Consider the following 23,506-nt stretch of genomic DNA (forward strand, 5'->3'; position numbering starts at 1 on the left):
CATTGCCATCGATTCACTGCGATTATCGCAGTGGTGGTGCGATTAACAACCAATACGTCCGAATTCTGCGTTGTCGCTCTCAGGTTCCGCTGAAATACTTTCACAACATTCATTTAACAAATGAGGTTTGAAATGGTCAGTGGATTCACGCAGGTCGTTGCCGTTATCGGCCATCCGATTACTCAGGTTAAATCACCGGAAAACTTCAACCGCTACTTCGCCGACCAGCAGATGGACAGCGTGATGATCCCGGTCGATATCGCCCCGGAAGCGGTGGCGGATTATTTGCTGGCGTTACGCGGATGGCTGAACATGAGCGGTGTACTGGTCACCGTGCCGCATAAACAGCGCGCCGCCACGCTGGTGGATGAGTTAACGCCGCGTGCCCGCCATCTCAACGCGGTGAATGTCATTCGCAAACTGGCGGATGGTCGTCTGCAGGGCGATATGCTGGATGGCGTCGGTTTCTCTCTGGCCGCGGCGGCCCACGGTTTTCAGGCTGAAGGAAAGAGCGCGCTGCTCTCCGGCTGCGGCGGCGTCGGCAGCGCCATCGCCTGGGGGCTGTGTGAAGCCGGTATCCGCCAGCTGGCGCTACACGACCAGAATCCGACCACGTTGCAGCTGCTGCATAACCGCCTCGCCACCCATTTCCCCCAGGTCCAACTCACCGCGCTGCCTGACACCCTGAACGGTCTCGATCTGCTGGTAAACGGCTCTCCGGCCGGGATGGCAAACTTCGATCCGCTGCCGCTGCCGCAGGCTTTACTGGAAACCCTCACCCCGACAACCCATGTCGCGGACGTCGTTACCGCACCGGCAATCACGCCGCTGCTGACTTTCGCCCAGGCGCGCGGCTGCGTGGTACAAACCGGCCCCGAAATGGCGCTGGCGCAGATGAAGCTCATGGGGCAGTTCATCGGAGCCATCCCGCAGGAACAGGGGGCCGCGGCATGAAAAGCTGGGATGTGATTGTCATCGGTAGCGGCGCCGGCGGATTTGCCGCCGCGGTCACGGCCTGTTGCAAAGGGCTGTCGGTGCTGATGCTGGAAAAAGCGCCGCAGTTTGGCGGTACCTCGGCAATCTCCGGCGGAGCGGTATGGATCAACGATACCGATCAGGCGCGTGCGCAGGGGAAAAGCGGCGCGGCGGACGCGATCAAAACCTACCTGAAAACGATCGTCGGCGAACAGAACTATCGTCCGGACATCGTCGATGCGTTTGTCGCTTCCGGGCGCGAGGCGCTGGCGTTCCTCGAAAAAGAGGGCGCGGTGAAGTACAGTCTGCGCTCCCTCTCACCGGACTATTATCCTGATGAGCCGGGCGCCGTTGATTGCGGACGCGCGCTGGAGGTTGTGGAGTACGACGGGCGCCAGCTCGGCGATCGCTTTCGCGATCTGCGCGCTCCCCCACCGGGAATGTTGTTATTTGGCGGCATGATGGTCAACCGCGTGGATATCCAGCATTTTCTGGACATGCGCCGCTCGCTGCGCTCGTTATCGCACTGCGCGAAACTGCTGCTACGCTATGCGCGCGACCGCATCAGCCACCCGCGCGGTACCCGGCTGGCGATGGGTAACGCCCTGATTGCCCGCATGGCCACCGTGGCGCTGCGCAAAGGCATGACGCTCCGGCTGAACGTCAACGTCCTTTCTCTGATTGAGCATCAGGGCGCGGTCACCGGCGTCAATATTGAATGCGACGGCCGACAAGAGACCTTACAGGCGCGCTGCGGCGTGGTGCTGGCCGCCGGCGGCTTTGCCGCAGGAGAGCTGGCGGCACGCTACCGGCCGCATACCCGCGAGCATTACTCCATGTCGCCAGCCGGCAATGATGGTGCCGCCTTCCGTCTCGCCAGCGCACTCAACGCCTGCGAAGGCGCCGACCTGCCGTCCAATTTTTTCTGGGCGCCGGTCTCGGTACTGCGCCACGCCGACGGGCGCGAAGAACGCTTCCCGCACCTGGTCACCGACCGGGCCAAGCCGGGAGTTATCGCCGTCAACCAAAAGGCGGAACGTTTCGTCAACGAATCAAACTCTTACCACCACTTCGCCAGCGCCATGCAAAGCCAACCCGAAAACGCCCCCTGTTTTCTGATCTGCGATGCCCTGGCGATGAAACGCTACGGCCTCGGTCTTGCGCGGCCCGCGCCGGTTAACAACGATGCGCTGATCGAGGCCGGCTACCTGCACAAAGCGGACTCCCTCGCCCGGCTTGCTCAACAGTTGGGACTTGACGCACAAGCGCTCGCCGGGACGGTGGCCCGCTACAACCGCGATGCCGCGCAGGGAGAAGATCCGCAATTCGCCAAAGGCGGTAACAGCTATAACCGCGCGATGGGCGATCCGGGCCATCAACCGAACGCCTGCAATGCCCCGCTGCTGAAGGCTCCGTTTTATGCCATCACCCTCTACACCGGAGATTTAGGCACGTCGCGAGGCCTGGTCACCAGCGAGAATGCCCAGGTCCTTAATCAACAACGTCAGCCGATCCAAGGCCTTTATGCCGTTGGTAACGATATGGATTCCATGATGGCGGGCACCTACCCCGGTCCCGGCATTACGCTCGGCCCGGCGCTGACCTTCGGCTATCTCTGTGCCCGTCATATGACACACCAACTAACCCCATCAACAGGAGAAACATCATGATCTATGAAAAACGCACCTACACCCTCAATCCGCTGAAAATGGCCGACTGGCTGGCGCTGTACAAAAGCGATGCTTACGCGGTCCAGACCGAGCACCTCGGTAAGCTGATCGGTTTTTTCTTCACCGAAATCGGCGTCGTGAATCAGGTGGTGCATATCTGGGCTTACGAGAGCCTCGACGATCGCCTGGTACGCCGGGCGCGCATGGCGCAGGACGAACGCTGGCTGACCTTCTCGCGTAAAAACCGCGAACTGGCGGCCGTTGAGCGGCTGGAGTCGGTCCTGCTGCGTCCTGTTGATTTTTCACCACTGCAATAAGGAGCCGGAGATGAGCGGGCATAAAAAGGTGGATGTGCTGGTCGTCGGTTCCGGCGCGGCGGGGCTTTCCGCCGCGGTGACCGCCGCCCTCAAGGGCGCCAGCGTCCTGCTGGCCGAAAAAGAGTCGGTCGTCGGCGGCACCAGCGCCTGGTCAGGCGGCTGGCTGTGGATACCGCGCAACCCGCTCGCCCGCGAAGAGGGCATTCAGGAACAAGAGGACGCGCCGCTAACCTATCTGCAGCATGAAATGGGTGGTCAGCCCGCCGATGCCCGCCTGCTCACCTTCCTGCAGCAGGGCCCGGAGATGATCGATTTCTTCCGCCGCCATACGGCGGTGCAGTTTCTCTCCGGCAGTAAGATGCCGGATTTTCACATGTCACCGGGCTACGCCCAGGGGGGGCGTTCGGTGACGGCACAACCGTTTGACGGACGCTTGCTTGGCGACTGGCTGCATCGTCTGCGCCCGCCGCTGGAAACCATCAGCCTCGCCGGCATGGGCATCGCCGGCGGTAGCGACATGGCGCACTTTTTTAATGCAACCCGCTCCCCGCGATCGGCGCTGTATGCCGCCCGGCGTCTGCTGCGCCACGGCTGGCAGCGACTGCGAACTGGCCGCGGGCAGTATCTGGTTAATGGTAACGCGTTGATGGGCCGCCTGCTGCGTTCGGCGCTCGACGCTGGCGTCAGTATTCAATTGAATGCCCCCGTCGCTCGCCTGCTGACATCATCGACCGGGGTCAGCGGCGCGGTACTGCGTAGCGATGATGGCGATATTGAGGTTCACGCCGGCGCCGTGATCCTCGCCTGCGGCGGCTTTCCACACGATCGCCAACGCCTGGCGCAGCAGGTTCCCCATGCAGCGGACGGCTATGGCCACTTCTCCGCCGCGCCGCCGGGTAATCAGGGGGACGGTATCCGGCTCGGGGAGTCGGTCGGCGGTCAGTTCGACGCCTCGCTCAAACACGCCATGGCCTGGGCACCGGTCTCCCGCGTCACCCTCGCAAGCGGCCTGCAGCTGGTCTTCCCGCACCTGGTTGAACGCGCGAAGCCGGGGTTTATCGCCGTATTGCCCAATGGAAAGCGTTTTACTAATGAAGCCGACTCCTACCACGACTTTATTGCCGCGCTGCTGGCCGCAACGCCTGCGGGAGAGCAGCCGACAGCGTGGCTGCTGGCCGATAGCCGGACGCTGCGCCGCTATGGTCTGGGCCACGCCCGCCCCTTTCCATTTTCGCCGGCAGCATGGCTGCGCACGGGCTATCTCCACTCGGCCCCCACGCTGGCGGCGCTGGCGGAACATTGCGCCATCGATGGCGGGCAGTTGGCAGAGACGGTGGCGCGTTTTAACGACTACGCCGCGCGAGGAGAGGACCCGGAATTTCAGCGCGGCGTCTCGGCCTATAACCGGGCCCAGGGGGATGCCAGGCATCCTCATCATCCAACGCTGGGTCCGCTGCGCCATGCGCCCTTTTATGCGGTGCGTATTTTACCGGGTTCGCTGGGCTCTTTTAGCGGGCTGAAAACCGATGAACAGGCGCGAGTGCTGGATGCGCATCAGCAGCCGATCGCTGGCCTCTACGCCATTGGCAATGATATGTCGAGCGTGATGCAGGGGTACTACCCCAGCGGCGGTATTACGCTCGGTCCGGCCATGACCTTTGGCTATCTGGTGGGGAAAACACTGGCCGCCAATATAACAAAAACAGCATCGTAACCGACATCTTACCAGGGACGGCAGTACACATAACAACAATCACCTGCAACTGTACCGGAGTCTTTTATGAACATGCGAACCCTGTCCCTCGCCGCGCTCACCGTGCTCGACGTTCCGCCACCGGAACAGGTGCGGATCGCGGCACAAAGCGGCTTTACTCATGTCGGCCTGCGTCTGCTCCCTGCCACGCCGACCGATCCTGACTACGATATGCTCGGCGATACCGCGACCGTTCGCGCAACGCTCTCTGCGCTGATGGAGACCGGTATTCGCGTATCAGATGTCGAAATCGTGCGTCTGACGAGCGACTTTTCGCTTAATGCCCGCCTGGAAAACTTCCTTGAAACCGCCGCGCGCCTGGGCGCTCGTCAGGTGCTGGTGGCCGGCAACGATAACCACCTGACCCGCAGCGCTGAAAATCTTGCCGCGCTCGCCGAAGCCGGCCGGGGGTATGGCTTAACCATGAATCTGGAGCCCATGCCGTGGACCCAGCTGCGTACTATCGCTGACGCCAGGCGGCTGATTTCGGCCAGCGGGCGAGCGGATATTGGGATTCTGATTGACGCCATCCACTTCTGGCGCGCGGGAGAGTCGCTCTCCAGCCTCGCCGACCTGCCGCCAGAGTGCCTCAACTATATGCAGCTGTGTGACGCTCCGGCGCAGATTCCCGATAACGAACAGGAACTGATCCACCAGGCCCGCGCCGCGCGGAAGGTGCCGGGCGAAGGCGGGCTGGATCTGCATGGGCTGATGTCCGCGCTGCCGACGACGCTACCGGTATCGCTGGAAGTCCCGTTAAGCGGCGCCCAGGGCGCTCTGCCCGCCCTCAACCGCGCGCGGTTGCTGTTCAATGCCGCGCAGTCTTACCTGCACACCTGCGCATAAGGAAAACCCTATGACTCAGACCCAACGCCTGGATGTCAGAGAGTTAATCAACGGTAATCCGCTCAGCCGTTTCCAGAAACTGGTGGTTTTCTTAGGCTTTTGCGTGATTGCGCTCGACGGTTTTGATATTGCGATTATGGGGTTTATCGCCCCGACGCTGAAGCATGAATGGGGGGTAACCAACTACGAGCTCGGCTTCGTCATCAGCGCGGCGCTGATTGGCCTGGCTCTGGGGGCGCTCCTCTCCGGGCCGCTCGCCGACTGGCTGGGGCGAAAGAAAATCATCGTCAACAGCGTCTTTTTCTTTGGTTTCTGGACGATCGTCACCGCCTTCTCGCAGAACATCGAACAGATGATTTTCTTCCGTTTTATGACCGGACTGGGACTCGGTGCGGCGATGCCCAATATCGGCACGCTGGTATCGGAGTATGCCCCCGAGCGCCAGCGCTCATTTCTGATTACGGTGATTTTTTGCGGCTTTACCTTTGGCGCGGCGGCGGGCGGCTTTTCCGCCTCGTGGCTGATCCCGCGCTTTGGCTGGCATTCGCTGATGGCGCTCGGCGGGGTTCTTCCGCTGCTGTTCGCGCCGTTGCTTATCTGGCTGCTGCCGGAGTCGGTGCGCTTTCTGGTGGTTAAACGCGCGCCGGCGGCACGAATCCGGGCGATATTACAACGGCTCTATCCGGGGCAAATTGCGGATAACGCTGAATTCACGCTCCCGGCGCAGCCCGCCAATACCAACGCCATGCGCCTGGTCCTCTCGCGCCACTACCGCCTCGGCTCACTGATGCTATGGCTGGTCTATTTTATGGGCCTGTTTCTGGTTTATATCCTCGGCAGCTGGCTGCCGACGCTGGTCAAAGAGGTGGGACTGACCGTCAGCCAGGCGGCGGTGATGACGGCGATTTATCAGGCCGGCGGCACCGTAGGCTCTCTGTTTGCCGGCTGGCTAATGGATCGCATCAATCCCCATCGCGCGCTGGGGCTGATTTATGCCATCGGCGGCCTGTTTACGATGGCCATGGGCTACGCTGCCGCCAGTTTTGCGCTGCTGTGCCTGCTGGCCTTCGTCAGCGGCGCTTGCCTGAACGGCGCGAATACCGGCATGAATGCGCTTTCCGCCCGCTATTATCCGACCCAGGCGCGCGCTACCGGCTCCAGCTGGATGCACGGCGTCGGCCGAATGGGCGCCATCCTCAGCGCCTTTGCCGGCGCGGAAATGATGGCGCTCAATCTCAGCTTCGAAAACGTCTTTTTAATCCTTGGGATCCCGGCGGCATTAACCGTCGTCGGTCTGGTGGTGAAGGGGCTATTTGCCAGCGATGCTGAATCTACCTCCCCTGCCCCGTCCCCCACGCTGAGGAGTCTGTCGTGAGCAAAATTCGTCTTGCCGTCATTGGCGCGGGCGCCATCGGACGCAAACATATTGCGGTGATCCGCGCTAACCCACGGGCTGAGCTGGTCGCTCTGGCCGATCCTTCACCTCAGGCGCAGGCGCTGGCGCAATCGCTGGGTATCGCAGGGTATGACAACGTTGAAACCATGCTGGACGCGGTCCAGCCGCAGGGGGTGATTAACGCCACGCCCAATATTCTGCACCTGCCCTGCGCTCTGGCCTGCATCGAACGCGGGATCCCGGTGCTGGTCGAAAAACCTGTCGCCGACTCGCCGCAACGCGCCCGGGAACTGGTCGACGCCGCTGCTCGCCATCAGGTTCCGGTGCTGGTGGGGCACCACCGGCGGCACAACGCGCTGATCGCCGCGGCAAGGACATTGATCGACAGCGGCGAACTCGGGCAAATCGTCACCGTCTCCGCGCACTGGGTACTGCAAAAGCCGGATGATTATTTTGACGTTGCCTGGCGCCGTGAACCCGGCGCGGGACCGCTGCTGGTCAATCTGGTCCATGATATTGACCTGATGCGCTACCTGTTTGGTGAAATCGACCAGGTGCAGGCCTTTACCTCCCATGCCGTACGCCGTTTCGCCAACGAAGACAGCGCGGTGGTAAACCTTCGTTTCGCCAGCGGAGCATTAGGTAGCGCGGTACTCACCGATTGCGGCGTCGGCCCCTGGAGCTGGGAGATGAACTCGGGAGAAAATGCGATCTACGCCCACGCGCCGGAAAACTGCTATCTGATTTCCGGTACCCGCGGCGCGCTGGCGATCCCGCAGATGCAGTGGTGGCGCTATGGCGAAGCGCGCGGCTGGCTCCACCCGCTGCTGAGTGACAGGCTTCAGGTCGAAGCTATCGATCCCTTCATGCTGCAGCTTGACCACTTTTTGCAGGTCATCACCGGCGAGGAGAAACCGCTGATCGATGCTGCCGATGCGCTGCGTTCCCTGGAGATCGTTGCCGCCATTCAGCGGGCGGCAGGCCAGGCGGGCCAATCCACATAAACAGATGTCGGCGTAATCCCCCGTTGCGCCGACTTTTCCGCTGTCTTTATTGCGGAGAAAAAGAAAAATAAATTTCATTTAAATACTAAATGAAATCATATTGCTCATTATCTCAGCACATCCCCTCGCGCGCTCACACATCCCTGTCCATAAACATCAATAAAAGCAGGGTTAATCATCTAATTTGATACGCTTTTAGCCAAATCGTCGCTTTTCAGCGCCCCACTGGACGGTGAGGATAATCTTGATAATTTTTCGATCCCTCTCTCATAAATAAAAATTTAATTTCATATAATACTAAAAATGAAATAAATATTTTTAATCTACCTTGCCATTCCTCAGGCGACAGTTTCGTCGCCAGGAGTGGCGCCAGGGTCCTGTCCCGCTTCCTGGAGCAGGGAGCGAATCTCATCAGACATCCGTACTTTGTATCAAGGAGAACACCATGTTAAACGGCATGAAACCCCTGTCCCGCTCCCTGCGATGGGGAATGGTCGGCGGCGGAGCCACCAGCCAGATCGGCTACAGCCACCGCTCGGCCGCGCTACGTGACAATGTCTTTACCTTGCTGGCCGGCGCTTTTGATATTGATGCCGAACGCGGACGTCAGTTTGGTGAACAGCTCGGGATCGCGCCGGGACGCTGCTATGCCGATTATCAAACGCTGTTCCGCGAAGAGGCCCTGCGCCCTGACGGTATTGAAGTGGTATCGGTAACCACGCCGAACAATACCCACTTCGCCATTACCAAAGCGGCGCTGGAAGCCGGACTGCACGTCATCTGCGAAAAACCGCTCTGCTTTACCGCCGCGGAAGCCCAGGAGCTGCGGGAGCTGAGCATCAAGCATAACAAAATCGTCGGCGTCACTTACGGCTATGCCGGGTATCAGATGATTCAGCAGGCGCGCCAGATGATTGCCGACGGGCTGCTCGGACAGATTCGAATTATCAATATGCAGTTTGCCCACGGTTTTCATAATGAAGCCGTTGAGCTGCAGGCGGAGTCAACCCGCTGGCGCGTTACGCCGAAGTATGCCGGACCAAGCTACGTGCTGGGCGACCTGGCAACGCATCCGCTCTTTGTGGCCGAAACGATGGCACCGCACCTCAACATTCGCCGTCTGATGTGTTCCCGCCAGAGCTTCGTTGCATCGCGCGCGCCGCTGGAAGATAACGCCTTTGTGCTGATGGAATACGATAACGGCGCCGTCGGCTCAATGTGGACCAGCGCGGTCAATAGCGGCGCGATGCACTCGCAGAAGGTGCGGATCGTCGGTGAGAAAGCCAGCATCGAGTGGTGGGATGAGCATCCTAACCAGCTCAGCTACGAGGTACAAGGTGAGCCGGCGCGGGTACTTGAACGCGGCATGCCGTATCTCAGCGCCGCGGCCCTGGCAGACGATCGTATCGGTGGCGGCCACCCGGAGGGGCTGTTTGAAGCGTGGGCAAACCTCTACCGGCGCTATGCGATAGCCATCGATGCGATGGATCGGGGCGATCGCGCGTTTCTGGAGAGCTTCTGGTACCCGGACGTTGAAGCAGGTCTGCACGGCGTCTACTGGGTGGAGCAATGCGTGAAATCCGCCGATGCCGGCAGCCAATGGGTTGACTTTAATTTACAATAAATGCCATTAACCAGTGGAGTCTTCTCCACTGGTTTCTTTGTTTTCCCCGCGTTTACCTCATCATGCAACACAGCGGTAATATCTGTTAAACAAACATTTATTTACGCTTCTGGCTACCACCACTACACTAGTCGCAGTTTTTAGATTGAGGTGGTAATGAACGACAATAAAATGACGCCAGGTGAACTGCGCGCGACCTGGGGTCTGGGGACCGTATTCTCGCTGCGTATGCTCGGCATGTTTATGGTTCTGCCGGTTTTGACCACCTATGGCATGGCGTTACAGGGCGCCAGCGAAGCGCTGATTGGCCTGGCCATTGGTATCTATGGCCTGGCTCAGGCCGTATTCCAGATTCCGTTCGGCCTGCTCTCCGACCGTATTGGTCGTAAACCGCTGATTGTCGGCGGCCTGTTAATCTTCGTTATCGGTAGCGTAATCGCCGCGCTAAGCGACTCCATCTGGGGCATTATTCTTGGACGCGCGCTGCAGGGTTCCGGCGCTATTGCCGCAGCGGTCATGGCGCTACTCTCCGATTTAACCCGCGAACAGAACCGCACGAAGGCGATGGCCTTTATCGGCGTCAGTTTTGGCGTCACCTTTGCCATCGCCATGGTGCTGGGACCGATTATTACTCACCAGCTGGGCCTGCATGCGCTGTTCTGGATGATCGCCGTCCTGGCGACGATCGGCATCCTGCTGACGCTGTGGGTGGTGCCAGACAGTCACAACCACGTCCTGAACCGCGAATCGGGTATGGTAAAGGGCTGTTTCAGCAAAGTACTTGCCGAGCCGAAACTACTGAAGCTCAACTTCGGCATTATGTGCCTGCATATCATGCTGATGTCCACCTTTGTGGCCCTGCCAGGGCAGCTGGAAGCCGCCGGTTTCCCCGCCGCCGAACACTGGAAAATTTACCTGGTCACCATGCTGATTTCGTTTGTCTCGGTGGTGCCGTTTATCATCTATGCCGAAGTGAAGCGCAAGATGAAACACGTGTTCCTGTTCTGCGTCGCGCTGCTGCTGGTGGCCGAAATTGTCCTGTGGGGGGCAGGCGGCTATTTCTGGGAGCTGGTCGCCGGCGTTCAGCTGTTCTTCCTCGCCTTCAACCTGCTGGAAGCCCTGCTTCCCTCTTTAATCAGTAAAGAGTCGCCGGCGGGCTATAAAGGTACCGCGATGGGCATCTATTCGACCAGCCAGTTCCTTGGCGTGGCGATTGGCGGCGCGCTGGGCGGCTGGGTAGACGGCTTCTTTGATTCACAAACCGTATTCCTGCTTGGCGCGCTGCTGGCGATGCTGTGGCTGCTGGTTGCCGGGACGATGAGCGAACCGCCGTACGTCAGCAGCCTGCGGGTCGAAATTCCCGATGAGGTGGTGGCCGATGGCGCGCTGCAAGAGCGTCTGCAGCGCACAGATGGGGTCAAACAGGTTCTGGTGGTGCCCGACGAACGTTCGGTGTATATCAAAATCGACAGCAAGGTGACCAACCGCTTCGAAATTGAGCAGGCCATCAAAGGGGTATAAAAAAAGCGGGGAATGCCCCGCTTTTTTTATTGGCTGACGTTTACAGATGATACGCCAGCGCACACCCGACTTAGTCGCGGAAGTTTTTGAACTGGAACGGCTGTCCCAGGTCGCCGCCGCGCACCAGCGCCATAACCGCCTGCAGATCGTCGCGCGCTTTACCGGTGACGCGAATCTCTTCGCCCTGAATTTGCGCCTGCACCTTCAGCTTGCTGTCTTTGATCAGCTTGACGATTTTTTTCTGCGTCGCGCTCTCAATCCCCTGCTTCAGCTTCGCATCGACAAACCAGGTTTTCCCGCTGTGTACGAACTCATCCGGCACTTCGATAGAACTGCCTTCAATGCCGCGTTTTAACAGCTTCGCGCGCAGAATATCCAGCAGCTGGTTAATCTGGAAATCAGATTCGCTGAGGACCTTGATGGTCTCGTTTTTTTCGTTCAGTTCGAAGCTCGCTTCAACGTTACGAAAATCAAAACGCGACTCCACTTCACGGGTCGCATTCTCTACGGCGTTTCGAACTTCCTGAAGATCGACTTCAGAGACAATATCGAAAGATGGCATCTTTTCCTCTCCTTCTGTTTCTTTTGCGTTGCATAATACCCGCAACGCGACATAACTCAACTGGTTATCCCGCAAGCATAGCCGATGTTCAGATGCGCAATGCCCGCCAGGCCACCGCGGTGTGGGCTGCAGCCGGTAGCGCAACGAGTATATACTTTAGCTATAAATGCCTGGGGTAGTCGCAGGTGAGGAGGAACAATGAAAGTAACCGTACTCGGATGCGGTGCGCTGGGGCAGCTGTGGCTAACCGCGTTATGCAAACACGGACACGATGTCCAGGGCTGGTTACGCGTCCCACAACCCTTTTGTAGCGTCAATCTGATCGAGACTGACGGGACGATTTTTAATGAGTCGTTAACCGCCAACGATCCTGACTTTCTCGCCAGCAGCGACCTGCTGCTGGTGACGCTAAAAGCCTGGCAGGTCTCCACCGCGGTAAAAAATCTGGCGCACACTCTACCCGCCGCGTCTCCGATCCTGCTTATCCATAACGGGATGGGGACCATTGATGAACTGAAAGGCGTGCAGCAGCCGCTGCTGCAGGGCTCGACAACCCAGGCCGCACGCCGCGACGGCAACGTCATTGTGCACGTCGCCAACGGCACGACGCATATCGGCCCGGCGAAAGACTATCCGCAGGATTACAGCGACCTGGCTGATACCCTGCAACGCGTCCTGCCGGACGTCGCCTGGCATAATAATATCCGCCCGGCAACGTGGAGCAAGCTGGCGGTCAACTGCGTAATTAACCCGCTGACGGCGCTGAAAGAGTGCCGCAACGGCGATTTGCGCGACTACCCGCAGGAAGTTGAGGTCATCTGCCGGGAGGTCGCTGCGGTCATGGAGCGCGAAGGTATTCATACTTCACCGGAAAACCTGTTATTTTATGTCCATCAGGTAATTGAAAGTACGGCAGAAAATATCTCTTCGATGTTGCAGGATATCCGCGCGCAGCGTCGTACGGAAATCGACTATATCACCGGTTTTCTACTGAAGCGCGCCCGCGCTCACGGCCTTGCCGTACCGGAAAACGCCCGTTTGTTTGAACTGGTAAAGCGTAAGGAGAATGAATATGAGCGCGTCGGCACTGATTTGCCTCGCCCCTGGTAGCGAAGAGACCGAAGCGGTCACCACAATGGATTTACTGGTCCGCGGCGGCGTGCAGGTCACCACGGCCAGCGTCGCCAGCGATGGCAGCCTGACCATCGTCTGCTCGCGAGGCGTCAAGCTGCTGGCGGATGCGCCGCTGGTAGCGGTCGCCGACGGCGATTATGACATTATCGTTCTTCCCGGCGGGATAAAAGGCGCGGAATATTTCCGTGACAGCCCGCTGCTGGTAGAAACGGTCCGCCAGTTTCATCTTTCCGGACGCATTGTCGCCGCCATCTGCGCGGCGGCGGCGACCGTACTGGTGCCGCATAACCTTTTCCCGATCGGCAACATGACCGGTTTTCCGGCCCTCAAGGATCGCATCCCTGAAGAGCAGTGGCAGGACAAGCGCGTGGTCTGGGATCCGCGGGTCAACCTGCTCACCAGCCAGGGGCCTGGAACATCCATCGATTTTGCACTCAAAATGATCGACCTGCTGGTCGGGCGTGAAAAAGCCCATGAGGTTGCGTCACAGCTGGTCATGGCGGCGGGAATTTATAACTACTACGAAGCCTGATTTGCCGAGGCGGTCGCCCGGACAAGGCAGAGAGCCTTATCCGGGATGACCGTGATTGTTCGCGGTTTACGGGCGGTAAACCTTCACGTTCTCAAAGCCCTGCTCACGCAGGTACAGCGCCTGCAGACGGCTCATCACGCCGCGTTCGCACCACAGCAACCAGGTTTTGCTCTGGTCGAGATTGCCGAACTGGGTGCTCAGCTTGTAGAACGGCAATGACACAACGTCAACGCCTTCAACCTTCAGCGGCTTCTCATCCTGTTCGTCTACGGAACGAATATCCAGAATGACGTCGTTCGGGCTAAAGCCGGTCACGGTTTCAACTTCCACCACGTCCTGCTGAGTCTGCTGGGCGATATCGCGAATATCCACGTTATTCGCTTCCGCCACCACTTTATCGAGGATGCTAAAGTCGAAGTTCTCTTCTTCTGCTTCAATCTTCGCCTTCACCGCTTTCACGGTCGGGCTCTTCGAAATCACACCGCAATATTCCGGCATGGTGCGGGCAAAATCTTCGGTGCCGATTTCACGGGCCAGGTCGATGATGTGCTCTTTATCGTGCGAAATCAGCGGACGCAGAATCAGGGTGTCGGAGACATTATCAATCAGACGCAGGTTGGTCAGGGTCTGGCTGGACACCTGGCCCAGCGCTTCGCCGGTCACCAGCGCCTGCACGCCATAGCGCTCGGCGACTTTCGACGCCGCGCGGATCATCATGCGCTTCAGCACCACGCCCATCTGACCATCGTCGACTTTTTCGAGGATCTCCCCCACGACCGGTTCGAAGTTAATCGCCACGAAACGAACGCGGTGCGAACTGCCGAAGCGGTTCCACAGGTAGTGCGCCACCTGACGAACGCCAATTTCATGCGCGGCGCCGCCAAGGTTAAAGAAACAGTAGTGCACGCGACAGCCGCGACGCATCAGCATGTAGCTGGAAACGCCGGAGTCGAAGCCGCCGGAAATCAGCGACAGCACATCTTCCTGCGTGCCGATCGGGAAACCACCGATGCCTTCGTAGCGCCCTTTTACCAGCAGCAGACGATCGTTTTCAATTTCCAGATTGACCGTAATGTCCGGGTCAGTCAGCTTCACGCGCGCCGTTTCGATATGCTGGTTCAGGCCACCGCCGACGTAGCGTTCCACTTCGATAGAGGTAAACTCATGCTTGCCGCGACGTTTTACGCGCACGCAGAAAGTCTTGCCTTCCAGCGCTTCGCGCCACAGCGGCAGCGTTTTCTCAAAAATATCGTGCAGTGAGGTAAACGGGACGTCTTCGACTTCCAGAATATGGTGGATACCCGGGATTCGGGTCAGCGCATCGCGAATAACCGGACGCTGATTTTCGTCTTTCGCGCGAACTTCGATATGATCCCAATGACGAACGACGGCAAGCGTCTCATCATAGTTTTTGAGAACGTTACGAATGTTCCCGGTTAAGATCTTAATGAAGCGCAATCTCACGGATTGGCTTTTGATGGTGATTTCCGGGAACAATTTAATGATAAACTTCATGGCGACAATAGTTCGTTGGCAAGCCCGACGGGGCTTTAAGCAAAAGTTGTACTGCAGTGCACCGCGGTGCCTGCATCCAGGGAGCGCAGTATATCACCATTGAGTACATTGCGCCTCGCATTGCGCGTTTTACATAAAATCATTCAGGATGCCCGCGCGCGACGGGGGCATAACCCACTTGTCAGCCACCCGTTTGCGCGCTTTCGGCAACGATTCCGCGAAAGGATGAGGTGTATATTTGCTTAACCACGTGACTTCGTTACCATATTGGTGTCGCGACATTACAAGAGTCTATATTCACTATGCCAAAGAAAAATGAGGCCCCGGCCAGCTTTGAAACCGCCCTGGGCGAGCTGGAGCAGATTGTTAATCGTCTGGAAAGCGGCGCGCTACCGTTAGAAGAGGCGCTCAGCGAATTTGAGCGCGGCGTACAGCTGGCGCGTCAGGGGCAGGCCCGATTGCAGCAGGCCGAACAGCGCGTCCAGATTCTGCTGGCCGACAGCGAGGATAGCCCGCTGACGCCGTTTACACCGGATGCTGAATAAATGGACTTCTCGCAACAATTACACGCTTGCGTTGAGCAGGCCAACGACGCGCTACGCCGTTTCCTCGCTCCGCTGCCTTTTCAGAACACTCCACTGGTTGAAGCCATGCAGTACGGCGCACTATTAGGCGGTAAACGCCTGCGTCCGTTCCTCGTCTATGCTACCGGCGAAATGTTCGGCGTCAGCCGGACAACGCTGGATGCACCGGCCGCCGCCGTTGAATGCATCCATGCTTACTCTCTGATGCATGACGATCTGCCCGCCATGGACGATGACGATCTGCGCCGCGGTCTGCCGACCTGCCACATTAAATTTGGCGAAGCGAACGCAATTCTTGCCGGAGACGCCCTACAAACGCTGGCATTTTCTATACTGAGTGATGCGCCGATGCCTGAAGTGCCGGACAGCGATCGTCTGGCGATGGTTTCGACGCTGGCCCACGCCAGCGGAGTCGCCGGTATGTGCGGCGGACAGGCGCTGGATCTGGAAGCCGAAGGCCACCAGGTTGACCTGCAGGCGCTGGAGCGTATTCATCGCCACAAAACCGGCGCGCTGATATGCGCCGCGGTGCGCATGGGCGCGCTGAGCGCAGGTGAACGCGGTCGTGCGGCCCTGCCGGCGCTCGATCGCTATGCGCAAAATATCGGTCTCGCCTTCCAGGTCCAGGATGACATTCTTGACGTGGTAGGGGATACTGCGACCCTTGGCAAACGTCAGGGAGCTGACCAGCAGCTAGGCAAAAGTACTTATCCTGCGCTTCTGGGACTTGAACAAGCGCGTAAAAAAGCGCACGACCTGATTGAAGATGCCCGTCAGTCGCTGAGTGAGCTGGCCGCGCAATCTCTGGATACTACGGCACTGGAAGCGCTCGCGAATTACATAATTCAGCGCGATAAATAAACAATAAGAGTCTCTGATGAGTTTTGATATTGCCAAATACCCAACCCTGGCACTGGTGGATTCCACCCAGGAGTTGCGTCTGTTGCCGAAAGACAGCCTGCCGAAACTGTGCGACGAACTCCGGCGCTACCTGCTGGACAGCGTCAGCCGTTCCAGCGGGCATTTTGCCTCCGGCCTCGGCACGGTCGAACTGACCGTGGCGCTTCACTACGTCTATAACACGCCTTTTGACCGTTTGATCTGGGACGTGGGCCACCAGGCCTACCCGCATAAAATTCTGACCGGACGCCGCGATAAAATCGGCACCATTCGGCAGAAAGGCGGGCTGCATCCGTTCCCGTGGCGCGGCGAAAGTGAATATGACGTGCTGAGCGTCGGCCACTCATCGACCTCCATTTCTGCGGGTATCGGGGTGGCGATTGCCGCGGCGAAAGAAGACAAACAGCGACGTGCGGTCTGCGTCATTGGCGACGGCGCCATTACCGCAGGTATGGCGTTTGAGGCCATGAACCATGCGGGCGATATCAAACCCGATCTGCTGGTGGTGCTGAACGACAACGAAATGTCGATCTCCGAAAATGTCGGCGCGCTGAATAACCATCTGGCGCAGCTGCTCTCCGGAAAACTGTACTCCACGCTGCGCGAAGGCGGCAAAAAGGTCTTCTCTGGCGTGCCGCCGATTAAAGAGCTGCTCAAACGCACCGAAGAACATCTCAAAGGGATGGTCGTTCCCGGAACCCTGTTTGAAGAGCTGGGCTTTAATTACATCGGCCCGGTTGACGGTCACGATGTCCTCGGTCTGGTCAATACGCTGAAAAATATGCGCGACCTGAAAGGACCGCAGTTCCTGCATATTATGACCAAAAAAGGTCGCGGCTATGAGCCGGCGGAAAAAGACCCGATTACCTTCCACGCGGTGCCGAAATTTGACCATACCAGCGGGGTCCTGCCGAAAAGCAGCGGCGGCCTGCCCTCCTACTCGAAAATTTTTGGCGACTGGCTGTGCGAAACCGCGGCGAAAGACAGCAAGCTGATGGCCGTTACGCCGGCTATGCGCGAAGGCTCGGGGATGGTCGAGTTTTCCAGAAAATACCCTGACCAGTATTTCGATGTGGCGATTGCGGAACAGCACGCGGTGACGTTCGCCGCCGGCCTGGCGATCGGCGACTACAAGCCGGTGGTGGCCATTTACTCCACCTTCCTGCAGCGCGCCTACGATCAGGTGATCCACGATGTCGCTATCCAGAAGCTGCCGGTTCTGTTTGCCATCGACCGCGCGGGAATCGTCGGCGCCGACGGACAAACGCATCAGGGAGCATTCGATCTCTCCTTCCTGCGCTGTGTTCCGGATATGGTGATCATGACGCCGAGCGACGAAAACGAGTGCCGTCAGATGCTCTACACCGGCTATCACTACAATCAAGGGCCGAGCGCGGTTCGCTACCCGCGCGGGACCGGCACCGGCGCCACGCTGGAGCCGCTGGCTTCATTGCCAATCGGCAAAGGCGTGGTGAAACGCACGGGCGAAAAAGTGGCGATACTCAACTTCGGCACTCTGCTGCCGGAAGCGGCGCAGGTGGCAGACAAGCTCAACGCCACGCTGGTCGATATGCGTTTTGTCAAACCGCTCGATGATGCGCTTATTTTGCAGCTTGCCGCCGATCACGATGTGCTGGTGACGGTGGAAGAGAATGCCATTATGGGCGGTGCGGGCAGCGGCGTGAATGAGCTGCTGATGGCCCATCGTCGTGTGGTTCCGGTGCTGAATATCGGCCTGCCGGACTTCTTTATTCCCCAGGGGACCCAGGAAGAAGTGCGCGCCGACCTCGGCCTTGATGCCGCCGGTATCGAAGCCAAAATCACCGCCTGGCTGGCCTGAACCCTCTCCGCTAACGGCGCCTGCTATGCTTAAAGGATACCCTTTATGTTGATAGCAGGAGCCGTTCATGCACTACATCACACCTGAAGCAACCCACCTGCGGGTCTCCCGACTTTGCCTCGGCTGTATGACCTTTGGCGAGCCGGATCGGGGCAAGCACGCCTGGACCCTACCTGAAGAGAGCAGCCGTCCGCTCATTCAACGTGCGCTGGAAGGCGGCATCAACTTTTTTGATACCGCAAACAGCTACTCTGACGGCAGCAGTGAAGAGATTGTCGGCCGTGCGCTGCGCGATTTCGCCCGCCGTGACGAAGTAGTGGTGGCCACAAAGGTGTATCACCAGGTCGGGGATCTGCCGGAGGGCCTCTCGCGTGCGCAGATCCTGCGCTCTATCGATGACAGCCTGCGCCGCTTAGGTATGGAATATGTCGACCTGCTGCAGATCCATCGTTGGGACTACAGCACGCCGATTGAAGAGACCCTGGAAGCGCTAAATGAGGTTGTTAAGGCCGGGAAAGCACGCTATATCGGCGCCTCATCGATGCACGCCCGCCAGTTTGCGCAGGCGCTGCAGCTTCAGGAGAGCAACGGCTGGGCGCGCTTTGTCACCATGCAGGATCATTACAACCTGATCTATCGTGAAGAAGAGAACGAGATGCTGCCGCTGTGCCATCGTGCTGGCGTATCAGTCATCCCCTGGAGCCCGCTGGCGCGGGGTCGCCTCACCCGTCCGTGGGGCGAAACCACTGCCCGCCTGGTCTCTGATGAGTTTGGCAAATCGCTCTACAGCGCAACCGATGAAAACGATGCGCAGATTGCGCAGAATCTTGCTGAAGTGGCGGAAGAACTCGGCGCCAATCGCGCCCAGGTGGCGCTGGCCTGGCTGCTGAGTAAACCCGGCGTCGCGGCGCCAATCGTCGGAGCCTCCAGACAGGAGCAGCTCGACGACCTGCTGGGCGCGGTGGATTTAACGCTGACGCCTGAACAGGTAGAAAAGCTGGAAGCGCCGTACCAGCCGCATCCGATTGTGGGTTTTAAATAAGCGGGCCGCCCGGGCCACTGGCCCGGGCAAACTCACCCGAGGAGTGAGCTCAGAAAAGACCAATCGGCCAGTGATGGCCTATGACATACAGCACGCCCGCCGAAATCACGCCGGCGACGATATCATCGACCATGATCCCCATCCCGCCGTGGATATTGCGGTCAAACCAGCGAATCGGCCACGGTTTCCACATATCAAAAATGCGGAAGATCACAAACCCGGCGGCGACCCATTGCCAGTCAAGCGTCGGTAGCGCCATCAAGGTGATCCACATCCCGACAAACTCGTCCCAGACGATGCTCCCGTGATCGTGGGTACCCATATCTTTCGCCGTGCGATGGCAGATATAAACCCCGATACAGATGCCCATCATCACCACCAGCGAATAGAGCTGCCAGGGAAGAAAGGTCATCAGATACCAGAACGGAATCGCCGCCAGCGAGCCCATTGTGCCGGGCACCACGGGGCTTAACCCGCTGCCAAAACCGGTCGCCAGCAAATGCCAGGGATTCAGCATATTGAGGCGGCTTTTTGCGATATCTTTACTACGCACCAAAGTGATCGTACCCCTGTAAATCCAGCTGGACCGGTTTACCGGATTGCATCAACTGCAAACCGTCCGCCTCGGCGCTAATCTGTCCAATGCAGGTAAAGCGCGCCCCAAGCTGGCCGATAGCCACATCAAGCGCGCCGCGGTTAAGTTCAGGCACGGTAAAGCACAGTTCGTAGTCTTCACCGCCAGAGAGCGCCCAGCGCAGCACCTGCTCCCTCTCTGCATGGCGCAGCAGCGCATCGGATAACGGCATTGCGTCAAGATCGATCCGCGCGCCGCAGCCGCTGGCCTTCAGAATATGCCCCAGATCGGAAATCAGACCGTCGGACAGATCAATGGCCGAGCTGGCCAGATCGCGCAGCGCCTGTCCTTGCAATACGCGCGGCATCGGGCGCAAATGGCGCGCCAGCAGGTAGTCGGCATCAGCGGCTGACGCCACCACCAGACGATCCTGCAAAATGGCCAATCCTGCGGCGCTGTCGCCGGGGGTGCCGGTGACGTATATCCAGTCGCCAGGTTTCGCCCCGGAACGCTTCAAAGCGCGCCCAGGCGGGACAAAACCGTGAATACCCAGGGTCATCGACAGCGGACCGCAAGTGGTATCACCGCCGATCAGCTGCATATCGTAATAGTTGAGTTGCATGAACAGGCTGTCGCTGAACGCTGCCAGCCACGCTTCATCCGCTTCCGGTAACGTTAACGCCAGCGTCAACCACGCCGGTTCGGCGCCCATCGCCGCGAGGTCGCTCAGATTGACCGCCAGCGCCTTGTAAGCCAGATCGGCAGGATCGATATCAGGTAAAAAATGGTTGCCCGCCACCAGGGTGTCGGTGCTGATTGCCAGCGTTTTTTTCTCGGGAATGTTCAGGAGAGCGCAGTCGTCGCCGATGCCGGTTTCCACATCGAGACGCATGCTTTTTACGCGATCAAAATAACGGGCAATCAGGGAAAATTCGCCGCATGCCATACGTTATGCCTCAGCAAAAGAAAAGAATAAGGCCGGACCTTGCGTGGATGACATCCCGCGAGACCCGGCCTGGAGTTTACTTTTTGTTGGGACGAATTGCCGGGGCTGCTTTGTCCAGCACGCCGTTAACAAACTTATGACTGTCTTCGGCGCCAAAGGTTTTCGCCAGTTCGATAGCTTCGTTAATCGCAACTTTGTACGGAACATCGTCACGTTTAGACAGCTCGAACAGGGCGATACGCAGTACCGCTTTCTCCACCTGACCCAGCTCTTCAAGCAGGCGGGACAGGTACGGCTTCATCAGGCCGTCGAGGTATGCGCTGTTAGTCGCCACTCCGGACAGCAGTTCGCGGAAATACAGAACGTCGACATCTTTGACATCCTGTTCCGCCAGGAACTGGTATTCAACATCAGCGATGTCGTTCTGGGACAACTGCCAGGAGTAAAGCGCCTGGACGGCACACTCACGGGCGCGGCGACGAGCAGCAGGTTTCACGGAATTCCCCTTACAAAAAAATTCAGGCCTTGATGGCTTTCAATACGTTAATCATTTCCAGCGCGGTCAGCGCAGCTTCTGCGCCTTTGTTACCGGCTTTGGTACCAGCGCGTTCGATGGCTTGTTCAATGCTTTCTGTCGTCAGAACACCAAAGGCTACCGGGATTTCGCTGTCCTGCGCGACATGTGCGAGGCCATTGCTTGCTCCGCCAGCCACATATTCAAAGTGCGCGGTACCACCACGAATCACCGTACCCAGAGCAATCACTGCGTCATATTTACCGGTTTTAGCCAGCACGCCAGCCGCCAGCGGCAGCTCATACGCGCCTGGAACCCAAACAACGGTAATATTTTCATCTTTTACCTGACCGATGCGCTTGAGTGCGTCAATAGCACCTTCCAGCAGGCTGTCATTGATAAAGTTGTTGAAACGCGCAATGGTGATGGCGACGCGAGCGTCCGGGGTAGCAACGTTAGCTTCAATAATGTTCATACTCTTCCTTCGGGTTCATATAGCCCCGCAAGGGGGGCGGATTCTATCATAATAATTTATACACTTCATCCTTCAAACTGCCTCCGCGTTGGCTGCGCCTGTCGATCCCGGTCGCTTACCGCTGTAAGCAAGCGGGGGTTCTCGGGTTGGCTGCCTCGACGCATCTTGAATGATTTCGCGTAGCGATGCTGTTTTCCCTTGCCAGGGGGAGATCATGCGCCCACTAAATGCAGGCAAAGATCGGGGCCTACCTGGCGTATCTCGTTGAATTTGAAATGGGGGGCATCGGCCAGTTTCTCAAGCCCCGGCAGCACGCATAGCCCGCGTGCGTCGCTGCCTAACAGTTTAGGCGCAATATAGACGATAAGCTCGTCCACCAGTCCGGCCTGCAACAGCGCGCCGGCGAGCGTCGGGCCCGCTTCCACCCAAATGCTGTTAACCTGCTGTTTGCCAAGCTGCATCATCAGTAACACCAGATCGAGATGGCCGTTATGTTCCGGCACGATCAGCGTTCGCACGCTTTCCGGCCAGCTGCGATCATCGGCCTGAGTGCGGGCAAACAGCGTCTCTCCCGCCTGCTGCACGATGCGGTGCTCAGGAGTAACGCGATTATGGCTATCGATCACAATACGCAGCGGCTGACGCAGATTTTCCTGCGGGTAGCGGGCGCGAATATCGGCATCGAGCTCTTCCCAGCGTACGGTTAATGCCGGATCGTCTGCCAGGACGGTCGCGCTGCTGGTCAGGATCGCATGGCTTTGCGCACGCAGGCGCTGCACGTCGCGTCGCGCCTGCGGCGAGGTAATCCACTGACTTTCGCCGCTGGCCATCGCGGTGCGACCATCCAGCGAAGCGCCCATTTTTAGCTGTATGTAAGGGAAACCGGTGCGCATCCGCTTAAGAAAGCCTTTGTTCAGCGCTTCGGCTTCGCCCATCATCAGGCCGTGGCTGACGTCAATTCCTTCCTGCTGCAGGCGATACAGGCCGCGCCCGGCCACCTGCGGGTTAGGGTCCTGCATGGCGGCCACGACGCGGGTAACGCCCGCGGCAATCAGCGCGTCGCAGCACGGCGGCGTTCGGCCGTGATGACTGCAGGGTTCCAGCGTCACATAGGCAGTGGCGCCCCGGGCTTTTTCGCCGGCCATGCGCAGCGCATGAACTTCCGCATGCGGCTCGCCGGCACGATAGTGAAAACCTTCGCCGACAATCTCGCCGTCCTTGACGATCACACAGCCGACATTCGGATTGGGATGGGTCGTAAAGCGCCCGCGCTGCGCCAGCTTAAGCGCTCGCGCCATGTACATTTCATCATGCATGGCTTAGTCCTGTAAGCGGGCGATCTCTTCGCCGAACTCTTTGATATCTTCAAAACTGCGATAGACGGAAGCAAAGCGGATATAGGCAACTTTATCGAGCTTTTTCAGCTGCTCCATCACCAGGTTGCCGATCATTTTGCTCGGGACTTCGCGCTCACCGGTACCGCGTAAATGGGTTTTGATATGATTGAGCGCCATTTCCACATCATCGGCGCTGACCGGCCGTTTTTCCAACGCTTTCAGCATTCCGCTGCGCAGCTTATCTTCATTGAAGGGCTCCCGCACATCGTTGCTCTTGACCACACGCGGCATCACCAGCTCTGCCACCTCGAAGGTGGTGAAACGTTCGTTACAAACCAGGCACTGCCGACGACGACGCACAGAAGAGCCCTCACCCACCAGACGAGAGTCGATCACTTTGGTATCTACGGCGAAACAGAAAGGGCAATGCATAGCGCGTCCTGAC

At 58.6% G+C, this 23,506-nt stretch carries 23 protein-coding genes; 15 read left to right on the forward strand and 8 right to left on the reverse strand.

The window, feature by feature from the left end; translation table 11 throughout:
- The first annotated feature begins 132 nt into the window (after positions 1–132).
- The 9 genes from OQV00_RS20705 to OQV00_RS20745 all read left to right on the forward strand — a co-directional run bounded on the left by OQV00_RS20705 (position 133) and on the right by OQV00_RS20745 (position 11,106).
- Positions 133–954 (forward strand): shikimate dehydrogenase family protein, encoded by an 822-nt coding sequence (locus OQV00_RS20705; protein ID WP_004858692.1) that lies wholly within the window; start codon positions 133–135, stop codon positions 952–954.
- A complete protein-coding gene (locus OQV00_RS20710) occupies positions 951–2,645 on the forward strand; it encodes an FAD-dependent oxidoreductase (protein ID WP_015585030.1) in 1,695 nt (564 codons plus the stop codon). Before OQV00_RS20705 ends, OQV00_RS20710 begins: the two co-directional genes overlap by 4 nt.
- Positions 2,642–2,962, forward strand: coding sequence for an NIPSNAP family protein (locus OQV00_RS20715; protein WP_004858687.1), 321 nt, complete (start codon positions 2,642–2,644; stop codon positions 2,960–2,962). The genes OQV00_RS20710 and OQV00_RS20715 overlap by 4 nt, the downstream gene beginning before the upstream one ends.
- A gap of 10 nt (positions 2,963–2,972) precedes the next feature.
- Positions 2,973–4,676: an FAD-dependent oxidoreductase gene (locus OQV00_RS20720; protein WP_165552223.1), complete on the forward strand. Its 1,704-nt coding sequence runs from the start codon at positions 2,973–2,975 to the stop codon at positions 4,674–4,676.
- A 66-nt stretch (positions 4,677–4,742) separates the two neighbouring features.
- Positions 4,743–5,561 (forward strand): sugar phosphate isomerase/epimerase family protein, encoded by an 819-nt coding sequence (locus OQV00_RS20725; protein WP_100663396.1) that lies wholly within the window; start codon positions 4,743–4,745, stop codon positions 5,559–5,561.
- Positions 5,562–5,571: 10 nt separating this feature from the next.
- Positions 5,572–6,936 carry an MFS transporter gene (locus OQV00_RS20730; protein ID WP_015585032.1) on the forward strand — a complete coding sequence of 455 codons (1,365 nt, stop codon included), beginning with the start codon at positions 5,572–5,574 and terminating at the stop codon, positions 6,934–6,936.
- Positions 6,933–7,961, forward strand: coding sequence for a Gfo/Idh/MocA family protein (locus tag OQV00_RS20735; protein ID WP_015585033.1), 1,029 nt, complete (start codon positions 6,933–6,935; stop codon positions 7,959–7,961). Before OQV00_RS20730 ends, OQV00_RS20735 begins: the two co-directional genes overlap by 4 nt.
- Before the next feature lie 445 nt (positions 7,962–8,406).
- A complete protein-coding gene (locus tag OQV00_RS20740; RefSeq protein WP_004858665.1) occupies positions 8,407–9,585 on the forward strand; it encodes a Gfo/Idh/MocA family protein in 1,179 nt (392 codons plus the stop codon).
- A gap of 156 nt (positions 9,586–9,741) precedes the next feature.
- Positions 9,742–11,106, forward strand: a complete 1,365-nt coding sequence (locus tag OQV00_RS20745) for an MFS transporter (RefSeq protein ID WP_004858655.1) — start codon at positions 9,742–9,744, stop codon at positions 11,104–11,106.
- A gap of 70 nt (positions 11,107–11,176) precedes the next feature.
- Here the strand turns inward: OQV00_RS20745 and OQV00_RS20750 are convergent, their stop codons facing one another.
- On the reverse strand, positions 11,177–11,668 hold the full coding sequence (locus OQV00_RS20750) for a YajQ family cyclic di-GMP-binding protein (RefSeq protein WP_004858653.1): 492 nt from the start codon (positions 11,666–11,668) through the stop codon (positions 11,177–11,179).
- 198 nt (positions 11,669–11,866) lie between these two features.
- Here OQV00_RS20750 and panE point away from each other — a divergent pair, with 198 nt between their 5' ends.
- A complete protein-coding gene (gene panE / locus OQV00_RS20755; RefSeq protein WP_064368311.1) occupies positions 11,867–12,778 on the forward strand; it encodes a 2-dehydropantoate 2-reductase in 912 nt (303 codons plus the stop codon).
- Positions 12,741–13,334, forward strand: a complete 594-nt coding sequence (gene yajL, locus OQV00_RS20760) for a protein deglycase YajL (RefSeq protein ID WP_004858649.1) — start codon at positions 12,741–12,743, stop codon at positions 13,332–13,334. The genes panE and yajL overlap by 38 nt, the downstream gene beginning before the upstream one ends.
- A gap of 66 nt (positions 13,335–13,400) precedes the next feature.
- Here yajL and thiI read toward each other — a convergent pair whose 3' ends face one another.
- Complete coding sequence (gene thiI, locus OQV00_RS20765) at positions 13,401–14,849, reverse strand: tRNA uracil 4-sulfurtransferase ThiI (protein WP_004858647.1); 1,449 nt, start codon at positions 14,847–14,849, stop codon at positions 13,401–13,403.
- 302 nt (positions 14,850–15,151) lie between these two features.
- Here thiI and xseB point away from each other — a divergent pair, with 302 nt between their 5' ends.
- The 4 genes from xseB to OQV00_RS20785 all read left to right on the forward strand — a co-directional run bounded on the left by xseB (position 15,152) and on the right by OQV00_RS20785 (position 19,215).
- Positions 15,152–15,394, forward strand: a complete 243-nt coding sequence (gene xseB, locus OQV00_RS20770) for an exodeoxyribonuclease VII small subunit (protein WP_004858644.1) — start codon at positions 15,152–15,154, stop codon at positions 15,392–15,394.
- Complete coding sequence (gene ispA, locus OQV00_RS20775) at positions 15,395–16,294, forward strand: (2E,6E)-farnesyl diphosphate synthase (protein ID WP_004858640.1); 900 nt, start codon at positions 15,395–15,397, stop codon at positions 16,292–16,294.
- A 16-nt stretch (positions 16,295–16,310) separates the two neighbouring features.
- Positions 16,311–18,173 carry a 1-deoxy-D-xylulose-5-phosphate synthase gene (gene dxs / locus OQV00_RS20780; protein WP_044347619.1) on the forward strand — a complete coding sequence of 621 codons (1,863 nt, stop codon included), beginning with the start codon at positions 16,311–16,313 and terminating at the stop codon, positions 18,171–18,173.
- Between the two features lie 67 nt (positions 18,174–18,240).
- Positions 18,241–19,215: an aldo/keto reductase gene (locus OQV00_RS20785; protein WP_004858633.1), complete on the forward strand. Its 975-nt coding sequence runs from the start codon at positions 18,241–18,243 to the stop codon at positions 19,213–19,215.
- A gap of 49 nt (positions 19,216–19,264) precedes the next feature.
- On the opposite strand, the gene pgpA is transcribed toward OQV00_RS20785, so the two are convergent.
- The 6 genes from pgpA to nrdR form a co-directional block, all read right to left on the reverse strand.
- A complete protein-coding gene (gene pgpA / locus OQV00_RS20790) occupies positions 19,265–19,732 on the reverse strand; it encodes a phosphatidylglycerophosphatase A (RefSeq protein ID WP_004858630.1) in 468 nt (155 codons plus the stop codon).
- A gap of 28 nt (positions 19,733–19,760) precedes the next feature.
- A complete protein-coding gene (gene thiL, locus OQV00_RS20795) occupies positions 19,761–20,735 on the reverse strand; it encodes a thiamine-phosphate kinase (protein ID WP_266279361.1) in 975 nt (324 codons plus the stop codon).
- 76 nt (positions 20,736–20,811) lie between these two features.
- Complete coding sequence (gene nusB, locus OQV00_RS20800) at positions 20,812–21,231, reverse strand: transcription antitermination factor NusB (RefSeq protein ID WP_004858621.1); 420 nt, start codon at positions 21,229–21,231, stop codon at positions 20,812–20,814.
- 22 nt (positions 21,232–21,253) lie between these two features.
- Positions 21,254–21,724: a 6,7-dimethyl-8-ribityllumazine synthase gene (ribH, locus tag OQV00_RS20805; protein ID WP_004858618.1), complete on the reverse strand. Its 471-nt coding sequence runs from the start codon at positions 21,722–21,724 to the stop codon at positions 21,254–21,256.
- A 212-nt stretch (positions 21,725–21,936) separates the two neighbouring features.
- On the reverse strand, positions 21,937–23,040 hold the full coding sequence (gene ribD, locus OQV00_RS20810) for a bifunctional diaminohydroxyphosphoribosylaminopyrimidine deaminase/5-amino-6-(5-phosphoribosylamino)uracil reductase RibD (protein WP_064357448.1): 1,104 nt from the start codon (positions 23,038–23,040) through the stop codon (positions 21,937–21,939).
- Between the two features lie 3 nt (positions 23,041–23,043).
- On the reverse strand, positions 23,044–23,493 hold the full coding sequence (nrdR, locus tag OQV00_RS20815; protein ID WP_004858609.1) for a transcriptional regulator NrdR: 450 nt from the start codon (positions 23,491–23,493) through the stop codon (positions 23,044–23,046).
- Positions 23,494–23,506: the final 13 nt, after the last annotated feature.

This window comes from Klebsiella sp. DY2415, from assembly GCF_026314315.1.
GTDB lineage: Bacteria > Pseudomonadota > Gammaproteobacteria > Enterobacterales > Enterobacteriaceae > Klebsiella > Klebsiella ornithinolytica.

Bases quoted from the DNA above. Each gene is read 5' to 3' on its own strand.
- OQV00_RS20705 (WP_004858692.1), top strand. From the start codon at position 133: ATGGTCAGTGGATTCACGCAGGTCGTTGCCGTTATCGGCCATCCGATT.
- OQV00_RS20710 (WP_015585030.1), top strand. From the start codon at position 951: ATGAAAAGCTGGGATGTGATTGTCATCGGTAGCGGCGCCGGCGGATTT.
- OQV00_RS20715 (WP_004858687.1), top strand. From the start codon at position 2,642: ATGATCTATGAAAAACGCACCTACACCCTCAATCCGCTGAAAATGGCC.
- OQV00_RS20720 (WP_165552223.1), top strand. From the start codon at position 2,973: ATGAGCGGGCATAAAAAGGTGGATGTGCTGGTCGTCGGTTCCGGCGCG.
- OQV00_RS20725 (WP_100663396.1), top strand. From the start codon at position 4,743: ATGAACATGCGAACCCTGTCCCTCGCCGCGCTCACCGTGCTCGACGTT.
- OQV00_RS20730 (WP_015585032.1), top strand. From the start codon at position 5,572: ATGACTCAGACCCAACGCCTGGATGTCAGAGAGTTAATCAACGGTAAT.
- OQV00_RS20740 (WP_004858665.1), top strand. From the start codon at position 8,407: ATGTTAAACGGCATGAAACCCCTGTCCCGCTCCCTGCGATGGGGAATG.
- OQV00_RS20745 (WP_004858655.1), top strand. From the start codon at position 9,742: ATGAACGACAATAAAATGACGCCAGGTGAACTGCGCGCGACCTGGGGT.
- OQV00_RS20750 (WP_004858653.1), bottom strand. From the start codon at position 11,668: ATGCCATCTTTCGATATTGTCTCTGAAGTCGATCTTCAGGAAGTTCGA.
- panE (WP_064368311.1), top strand. From the start codon at position 11,867: ATGAAAGTAACCGTACTCGGATGCGGTGCGCTGGGGCAGCTGTGGCTA.
- yajL (WP_004858649.1), top strand. From the start codon at position 12,741: ATGAGCGCGTCGGCACTGATTTGCCTCGCCCCTGGTAGCGAAGAGACC.
- thiI (WP_004858647.1), bottom strand. From the start codon at position 14,849: ATGAAGTTTATCATTAAATTGTTCCCGGAAATCACCATCAAAAGCCAA.
- xseB (WP_004858644.1), top strand. From the start codon at position 15,152: ATGCCAAAGAAAAATGAGGCCCCGGCCAGCTTTGAAACCGCCCTGGGC.
- ispA (WP_004858640.1), top strand. From the start codon at position 15,395: ATGGACTTCTCGCAACAATTACACGCTTGCGTTGAGCAGGCCAACGAC.
- dxs (WP_044347619.1), top strand. From the start codon at position 16,311: ATGAGTTTTGATATTGCCAAATACCCAACCCTGGCACTGGTGGATTCC.
- OQV00_RS20785 (WP_004858633.1), top strand. From the start codon at position 18,241: ATGCACTACATCACACCTGAAGCAACCCACCTGCGGGTCTCCCGACTT.
- pgpA (WP_004858630.1), bottom strand. From the start codon at position 19,732: ATGCTGAATCCCTGGCATTTGCTGGCGACCGGTTTTGGCAGCGGGTTA.
- thiL (WP_266279361.1), bottom strand. From the start codon at position 20,735: ATGGCATGCGGCGAATTTTCCCTGATTGCCCGTTATTTTGATCGCGTA.
- ribH (WP_004858618.1), bottom strand. From the start codon at position 21,724: ATGAACATTATTGAAGCTAACGTTGCTACCCCGGACGCTCGCGTCGCC.
- ribD (WP_064357448.1), bottom strand. From the start codon at position 23,040: ATGCATGATGAAATGTACATGGCGCGAGCGCTTAAGCTGGCGCAGCGC.
- nrdR (WP_004858609.1), bottom strand. From the start codon at position 23,493: ATGCATTGCCCTTTCTGTTTCGCCGTAGATACCAAAGTGATCGACTCT.